7 protein-coding genes are annotated in these 8980 nt (G+C 42.7%); 4 read left to right on the forward strand and 3 right to left on the reverse strand.

What is annotated here, in order from left to right; all coding sequences use genetic code 11:
* Positions 1 to 317: 317 nt before the first annotated feature.
* From NTX86_02830 to gspE, 3 genes are read right to left on the reverse strand one after another with little or no spacing between them, the layout of a single operon-like run.
* Positions 318 to 3080 carry a translocation/assembly module TamB domain-containing protein gene (locus NTX86_02830; GenBank protein MCX5922236.1) on the reverse strand — a complete coding sequence of 921 codons (2763 nt, stop codon included), beginning with the start codon at positions 3078 to 3080 and terminating at the stop codon, positions 318 to 320.
* A 40-nt stretch (positions 3081 to 3120) separates the two neighbouring features.
* Positions 3121 to 3618, reverse strand: a complete 498-nt coding sequence (locus tag NTX86_02835) for a prepilin-type N-terminal cleavage/methylation domain-containing protein (protein MCX5922237.1) — start codon at positions 3616 to 3618, stop codon at positions 3121 to 3123.
* 6 nt (positions 3619 to 3624) lie between these two features.
* A complete protein-coding gene (gspE, locus tag NTX86_02840; protein MCX5922238.1) occupies positions 3625 to 5340 on the reverse strand; it encodes a type II secretion system ATPase GspE in 1716 nt (571 codons plus the stop codon).
* Positions 5341 to 5540: 200 nt separating this feature from the next.
* On the opposite strand from gspE, the gene bamD reads away from it, so the two are divergent.
* From bamD to NTX86_02860, 4 genes are all read left to right on the forward strand, one after another.
* Positions 5541 to 6476 (forward strand): outer membrane protein assembly factor BamD, encoded by a 936-nt coding sequence (bamD, locus tag NTX86_02845; GenBank protein ID MCX5922239.1) that lies wholly within the window; start codon positions 5541 to 5543, stop codon positions 6474 to 6476.
* A 9-nt stretch (positions 6477 to 6485) separates the two neighbouring features.
* Positions 6486 to 6845, forward strand: a complete 360-nt coding sequence (locus NTX86_02850; GenBank protein ID MCX5922240.1) for a YraN family protein — start codon at positions 6486 to 6488, stop codon at positions 6843 to 6845.
* 14 nt (positions 6846 to 6859) lie between these two features.
* Entirely contained in the window at positions 6860 to 7510 is a 651-nt protein-coding gene (locus NTX86_02855) for a phosphatidate cytidylyltransferase (protein MCX5922241.1), read from the forward strand.
* Between the two features lie 80 nt (positions 7511 to 7590).
* On the forward strand, positions 7591 to 8980 hold a 1390-nt coding region (locus tag NTX86_02860; protein ID MCX5922242.1), incomplete at its 3' end, for a hypothetical protein.

The following is an 8980-nucleotide window of genomic DNA, read 5'->3' on the forward strand; positions in this document are numbered from 1 at the left end:
CCTCCAGCAACTGGTACTCTTCTTCTCTATAATACGATCATACTATGATTTTATCGTGGTCTATTCAAGAAAGCTACTATTCCCCGCGCCGTCCTCCCTGACCGCGTCCGTCGTAGCTTGCCGAGCTGAATGCCCGGATAAGCGAAGTCGGAAGGTAGTCCGAATTCATGAGGACAAACTTGAAGGGTCTTTATTTTTACCAAGCTTCCTATCTATCGCGCCTCAAAACACCCTTCAAGTTCGCTCGTTTTACTCGCTACCTTCAGGCAGGACGGCAGGGTATGTGTATTTTTTTTCAAAATTATTTGCATCATTTTTTATGAACCAAACTTCCATCGCATTTCAACTTCACCACCCACGTCACGCCGCTCGTTTCGAATGCCACGTATACTCACATCGTCAGACAACAAATACTCAACCTCAAAACGTGTATCCTCTGAAAGACTAAAATTTTGCTGCGCTACCGCACGTAAACGATCGTTAATATCAATTTCAACAGCCCCCCGCAATCCGCCACGACCTGTTTGATCGCTAAAACTGGGCACCAAATGGATGTTACTGAGTGGCTTCAACCAACTTTGAAAAAAGCTATTCAATCGCGATGGTGATTGCTCAGAATCAAAAAACACGGTTTTTAAATTTTGCATGACCAACGCCGGCATAACAATGCTCAGCGATTCTTCTTGTGAGCCAACCAACAACAACGCAATAATTTGTTCTTCCGTAAGGGATGGCGTTGACTCCAATGCAATGTCGTGGTTGAGCAATGAGCCATTGACATGCAACGATACATTAAATTTTTTAATCTTATTTTTTGCGACAAGCTCTATTATTGGGTCATTGATTTGGTCGGGTAGTAAATAAATATGACCCTTTGTTATAGTCAGTGGCTTATACGGGAATGCTAAGGTGCCAGAAAGAATTTCCACCGACCCAGAAACTTTTGGATCGATAACGGTGTTGCCCACATGCACGGTTGCTTTTGCTTGTGCTTGAAAAAATGCTGTATCGACACGAATTGGATTTCTTGTTTCTATCGTTACATCACACGCCATATCAAAACCTTTTGCTTCAAACATGCCACTCGTGAAAGCAAGCACACTTTTTTGCAATGCATCAGAAAAAATATTTTCTTTAAGCTGCGAGCGATCAATAATCAATCGTCCTGTTAATGCAGACTTGGCTTTGGCGTCATACAACATAGTCATGCCGCCAGAAACTACCGCAAATAAATCCTTCTTGAGATTCAACAAACATGAGTCAAGCATTAAAGGAAGGTACGCATACGTCAGATTGTACGCATCATCAAATAACGCAACGGCCCTTTCTACTGTAGCGTTACCACGATGCAACGTGCTATGCACATGATGCGCCACTACTTTTTTTTTATCAAAATCAACCGTCATGTCTACATCAAAGCCATCGATAAAATTATATGTTTCAGGCAGACGAATGGTGCCTTGCGCCAACTGACCTTTCAAATGCATGAGGTTATCGGCTAATGAACCCTTAAGATTGAGTATCCCTTCTCCTTGAAGATTGTACGACAAAAATTGTTTGACCAATAAACGCAACAATTCAAAACTAATAGGGCCCTGGAAGTTATTGTGGTCATCTTTATCGGTAGTAAGATCAATGAGCGCATTGCCACTGCTATCTTTATAGCTTAATCGCTGCAAGCGCAACGTTGGCTGAAGTACTAAGGCGAGCTCATACACATTGCGATTCAAATGCCCCACAAGAGCTAACAAATCATTTTTGAGCGCCAATGTTCCGCGCAATTCAACCTGAGCATCAAGAAGAGCACTCTGCGCAATACCGCGATATGATCCCGTGATAGTCCGATGCTCATCCAGATCAAATCGCACATTCATGGCATGCTCTGCAAGTGACCATAAGGGAAAATCTGGAACGCTTACAGCGCCAGCATTACTCAGAATGCAATGTCCTTTGCTTTGAGGTATATCCCACTGCCAAGAACCTTCAAGAGCACCCAATAATTGGTGCTGCGCTGACAAGGTGCCTTTTAATATAGTGTCCTCTTTCTTAAACGCAATCATGCTTGTATCGCATAGTGCACGAGCATTATAAGTGAGAGGGCCACTGGTTGATTGTCCCGACAAATCAAAGCGGTCTGCAGAAAATAAACCTTGTAACGCAACTTCACACGAACCATCCAATGGCAGAGAGCCTAATGAAGCGTCAATCACATCAAGCAGATAACGTGCCGGCATGCGTGCGTGTGCATCAAGATGTATGCCATTATCGTAACGCACCTTAATTGCATCAGCATCAAATAATTGATCGGCACTTTTGAGAGTAAATAATCCTTGCCCATTATTCCATGCACCATTCAAAAAACAGGTTTTTTTATTCATGGTAAGTTGCTCGAGCTCAGTTTTACCGTCAAAGGTGAGGTGTGTTTGTAAGCCCGTTGGATGACTTGAAATATCAAGATGCGCAGCACCACTGAGCTTGCTTATCATCGTGCGTTCATACAACGTAAGAGCACCATCGTGCAGATGTATATTTGTTTTAAATATTCCATTCATATTTTTAGATTCGCTGCTCCAATCAAGATCCATAGCCACATGAATATCAGGATAGCGAGCGACAAGATGTGCTTTTTCAAAAGTGAGTGATTTTAAAAATACCGGCGCATCTGATGGACCTTCAATCATGCCACGAATGTGCTGCTCGACAACGGCGATGCGACCTTGCTCAATAATGGTCTGGCCCTGAAGATCTTTAAGATGCACATGCAAACCAACCATGCCATAAAACAACAGAGTAAACCAAGAACAAGATAACGTGAGTGTTTTGGACTCCCAACTCCATGGGGCGGCGTCAGAAAATTGAGCGTTAAAGGACTTGGGATATGCTTTGACCTGCTCTAAAGTCACACTCGGCGAGAATAGGTTGACGCGCTGCACCTTAAACTCGACAGTGCAATTGCCAATGCTCTCAAGGATTATTGCAACTTTTTGAGCGGCGCGGTCATGCACCCACTGATGATTTTGTACAAAAACGACGGTGGCGACAAAGCCAAGCAACACAGCAAAAATAATTTTTTTAATCATGGACGTTCCCCTTATCCCCTAACCTATAACCTCACTTTTTTTATAGCAATCCCCACTTCTTATCATACCGATATTTTCTCAGGAAAGAAACTTGAGCGACAGAAGAACTTAAGCCATACATAGACTTTTTTTGCGTATCAACTAAATAGATCGATCCCGGCTGAATAATGCCATTGGGCTTAAAAATAATCTGATCATCTTTGAAGGTGATTGGCGAGGTAATATCACCGCGGGGGTCTGACGGTGGACCCTTGACCCCCGCTATAAAGCCAAAATCAATAGCATCGGGCAGCCGCTCACAACGCCCATTATAGGTGTATGATTTTGCGGCTTTATCCACGATGATAACCTGCTTTTTATTGGTCAACATAGCACAACGTTGTGCGTACATGCACATGCCGTATAGTTTATCAACTTCGGCGCGCATGAGTGCGCCATCGAGAAACCGTACTTGAGTAAAGGTCAACACTGCAATAACGCTCACGATAGCAACGACTACCATCAACTCAATGAGAGTGAACCCTGAGTGCTTACGCATAACCAACTATACCTCAAGAGTCTCCTGCTCAATAGCTGCAACGGACAATACTTCTTCTATAGTAGTGACGCCTGCTTTAATTTTACGTACGCCATCTTGAATCAAGAGAATCATGCCTTCAGCAAGTGCTTGCTTGCGCAGCAAAGATGTGTCAGCGCGCTGCATAATAAGCTTTGCTATCTCGGGCGATATCGTCATAAGTTCAAATATTGCCAAACGACCTCTGTAGCCAGTCTGCAGGCAGTCTTCACAGCCAACAGGCTTATACAACGTAGAGCCTTTAATTTCTTTTTCTGTCAAGCCGATGCTCAATAACACATCTTTTGATGGCACATAAGCAACCTTACATTTTTCGCACAGTCTACGCACCAGTCGTTGGGCCACAATCAGCACCACAGACGATGCGATTAAAAATGGCTCAACGCCCATATCCAGCAAACGAGTAACCGAAGCGGGTGCGTTGTTAGTGTGCAAAGTGCTCAACACCAAATGGCCTGTTAAAGCTGCTTGAATTGCAATTTGGGCAGTTTCTGAGTCACGGGTTTCACCAATCATCACAATATCAGGATCTTGACGCAAAATAGAACGCAATGCTGCCGCAAAGGTTAACCCTACTTTTTCTCGTACGGCAACCTGACCAACCCCAGCCATTTGATATTCAACCGGGTCTTCGACCGTCACAATGTTAACGTCAGGAGTATTGAGCTCACCCAAAATGCAATAGAGTGTTGATGTTTTACCAGAACCAGTTGGACCAGTCACATAAATAATGCCATTGGGTTTTACAATGTTTTGCATCAACAATGTTAGATCATGCTCACTGAACCCAAGATCCTTGAGTTTGCCAAAGGTTCTTGATTTATCAAGCAGACGCATAACAATACGTTCGCCAAACACCGTTGGCAATACCGACACACGAATATCAATCTGCTTGCCCGCAATTTTAAGATCGATTCTACCATCTTGTGGCAATCGTTTTTCGGCAATGTTCAGATCGGCGATAATTTTAATACGAGAAATTAAGGCTCCTTGAATTCTTTTTGGTGGTGTCATAACCTGATACATAACGCCATCAATACGATAGCGAACCCGTAGTTCTTTTTCAAAAGACTCTATATGAATGTCAGATGCGCCACGTTTTGCCGCTTGAAACAAAATATGATTCACCAGCTTAATAATTGGCGCTTCACTGGCCATCGCCAAAATGTCTTTTTCTTCAATAGACTCAAAATCTACCGCACCAATCTCTTTATCTTCGCCCTCAAGCTCCTCCATCATCTGCTTGGCGCCTTCAAGAGGATAGTAGCGATTGATAGCGTCTAAAATCACTTTTTCAACCGCCACGGCATAGGGGACATTGCCACCCAACAACAGATTAAGCTCATCGATAGGCTGAAATTTAAGAGGATTGTTAATCAAAATGGTTATCTGACCATCAATCATCACCGGCATTACGCTGTTGTCCCGTAAAAACTTTAAAGGCACTTTTGCCAACAGCTCGAGATCAGCCATTTTGTCAGTAATTTTATCTACATAAGCCACAGAAAAATAAGAAGCCAGCGCTTTTGCTATTGCCTCAGGTTGCACGGCATGCTTTTCAATCAAACAATGCTCTAAAGTTTCGCCCGCCTTGCCAGGAGTTTGCTGACAATCACGTAATTGCTCTGGGGTAATCACACCCGCTGCCAATAAAATTTCGCCTATACCATTTGTAATCATCATAGTCTCCTATGCACTGAGCAATTGTTCCCAAAAGCTCCTTAATGTACCATTAAAAACACCCTCAACATATCATAAGTGGTATACAGGGCCTAGAGATACCTTTTCTTTTCACTATAATTATGTATGCTGAAATCTCATAGAAATCACTGTAATTTTACCTTATGATCCTAATGTATACCATATGATTGCCAGAGGATGCCATGATAGTAATACAAAACCTTTTTTTAGTTGTCTGTTGCCTAGCATTATCGTACATGGGCACCATTAAATCTGATGAAATCACCACACAAACTGAAGTAACTTTCGCAGCCGTAGAGCCCAAAGATACCGTGCAACAAACCCCAAAAGCTGTAGAACAAAAGGTACACGATCCAATAAAATTAACACAATCTGATAAACGAAAACGAAAAAGCTCTACAAAAAAAGCAAAGCGCCACACCTTCCGCGATATGACGTATGAAGAATTGGCTACCACTAAAGATCGCAAGGTTAAAGAAGGTGATCTTGAGTTGGCAATTAAATATGCAGAAAAGATGGTGCCTATGTGCAAAGATATGCACGAACTCAAGGATTTGATTCTTGAACTCGCCAATCTTTTATTCAAGGCAGGTGAATTTGAAAAATCAGGAAAACTATACAATGAATTTATAGCGCTCTATCCGGGCAATGAACACATTGAACGAGCTTATTACCAAGCTATATTATGCACATCACAAGGCGTACTCGACGCTGTGCGCGACCAATCAAAAACCAAAGAAACCCTAGAGTTAACCAAAAAATTCTTAGAGCGCGGTGATATTTTCACCACCTATAAGGCACACGTGGAAACCATCCAGAAGCAATATTACCAACGCCTGGCCGAAAGCGAAATTAACATAGCCACCTTTTACAGCAATCGCGGTAGCTTTAAAGCAGCACAACACCGCATGAACAACATAAGAAAAGAATATGCCGATAAGTTACCTGACCTTGAACCGCAACTTCTTGCGCTCGAAATCACCTTCGCACAGACGCAAGGCAATAAAGATCTTATTGCACAAAAAGTGAACGAATTACAGGAAAAATTCCCTACCTATAGCGCCACCATTGCGTTGGCACAAGCTCCTCAAGCAAAGAGCTTTATCCAAAAGTTTTAAGTGAGCGCAATGCACAAAAACACACAGCTTGGGTCTCAAGCCGAAGAATTGGTAGCTCTGCAACTCACCAAAAAAGGGTTTGCCATCATGGAGCTCAACTATAAACAAAAATTTGGCGAGATAGACGTTATCGCCCGCAAAGATTCACTGCTTATTTTTGTTGAAGTCAAAATGAGAACAAATAATCATTTTGACCTTGCGGAAGTTATTACTCACTCAAAACAACAAAAAATTATACGAACCGCATCCCACTATCTTGCATATAATAAGTATGAAGATAGCGAATGTCGCTTTGATGTGGCACTTGTCCAGTTAGAAAATAATATGCCACAGATCACCTACATCCCCAACGCATTCGAGAAAGAATGAAGCATCTAAAGCAAATGACCCAGAGAATTATAACCGGTACTATTCTTGCTTTTCTTTTTTGGGTTATTTTTTTCAAACTACCGGTGATTTGTTTTTCGCTCATACTCGGATGTATTTTGGCAGTTATTCTTATCGTTGAATGGCCACGCTTGCTCAACATAAAACAAGCACCATTTTGGCTTCTTATGCCATTGTATCCTATAATGCCGTTTGTCTGCATGATTCTCATGAACCAAGATAAACTCTATCACGAACTTTTATTCTTTTTATTCATCATCGTACCAATTCACGACACTGGATCCTATTTTGCAGGGTCTTGGTTTGGCAAACACAAAATTGCACCCACAATCAGTCCCGGCAAGACGTGGGAAGGATTTTTTGGTGGATTGCTCATCACCTACTGCAATGTTTTCCTCATTCTCTGGTATCTTGGCCACACCACGAATCCACCATTCATTATAATCTTTACCTTTATCATTTGTGCTCTTAGTTTATGCGGCGATTTGTTTGAATCGTGGCTTAAAAGACGCGCACACATTAAAGACTCCGGCACACTTCTTCCTGGCCACGGCGGACTACTCGATCGCTTTGATGGCATCATGTTTGGCGCACTATTTTTCTTCCTAACAAAAGATTATCTGCTCATCGCATTTGGCATACGATAATAATAAAAATATTGCGTATTATTACGCAGAAGATGCATGATGGCTTCTAAAGTAATATTTTTAAAGAAAATAGGAAGATTATGAAGCCAACGTTCTCCCTCAAAGATCAAATACTATCTCCACTCATATTTTCAGCGCTACTATTTCTACCACAACTAACCTCTGCTATGATGCAGCCAGACGAATATCAAATCCAGCTTAACACCTTTGCCAAATCATTTAATGATGCCACTGATGCCTTACAAAAAAACAATCTGCCCATTACGCAGCAAAATATAGACCAAGCAACTACCGCATTAAATACTATAAAAACAAACTATCCCCTTGATAAAAAATACGATATATTGCGTCAAAAAATTGCCACAGTAAAGGCTACCATTCAAAATAAATCAGTAACCATAACCAACACCTTTGTAGACACTCAAACTAAAGCACTAGATCAATTAAAATCATCGCTTGCAGCAAAACAAGCGGCGCAACCAAAGGCAGCCGCCGCGGTCCCGGCGACCCCCTCACCAGCAGCCACCTCAGCTCCAGCCACAGTACCAACCCCCGCTCCAGCCTCAGTAGCCGCCCCAACACCAGCAACAAAAACTCAAACCGTAACACAGCCCACACAAAGCACAGTCGATACAACAAAAGCTCAAGCTGACTCAAATGCTGCAATTAAAAAAGCACAGGATGATCTTGCTGCCGCCAATGCACAAACAAAACAAGCGCAAGATACCGCAGCAAAACTACAAGCTGATCTGGCCACTGCCAATACGCAAGCAAAACAAGCGCAAGATGCCGCAAGTAAATTACAGGCTGATCTCACCGCTGCCAATGCACAACTAAAACAAGCGCAAGACGCCGCAACAAAAGCTCAAGCTGATTCAGATGCCCCAATTAAAAAAGCACAGGATGACCTTGCTGCCGCCAATGCACAAACAAAACAAGCGCAAGATACCGCAGCCAAACGACAAGTTGATCTGGCCACTGCCAATACGCAAGCAAAACAAGCGCAAGACGCCGCAAGTAAATTACAGGCTGATCTCACCGCTGCCAATGCACAAGCAAAACAAACCCAAGATACTGCAGCAAAACTACAAGCTGATCTGGTCACTGCCAATACGCAACTACAAAAAACTCAAGATACAACAACAAAGGCTCAAGCTGACTCAAATGCTGCAATTAAAAAAGCACAGGATGACCTTGCTGCCGCCAATGCACAAGCAAAACAAGCGCAAGATACTGCAGCAAACGCTCAAGCTGACTCAAACACTGCGATTAAAAAAGCACAGGACGACCTTGCTACCGCCAATGCACAAGTCGCTTCACAAACTCAAACCGCACAAAAAGCTCAAGCCGACCTTGCTGCTGCCAATACACAACTAAAACAAGCGCAAGATACGGCAAACAAGGCGCAAGATGATCTTGCAAACTCTAATACAGGATTAAAACAGGCCCAAGATGTGGCAACAAAAGCTC

The organism is Candidatus Dependentiae bacterium (assembly GCA_026389015.1).
In the GTDB taxonomy this organism is placed as follows: Bacteria; Babelota; Babeliae; order Babelales; family Vermiphilaceae; genus JAPLIR01.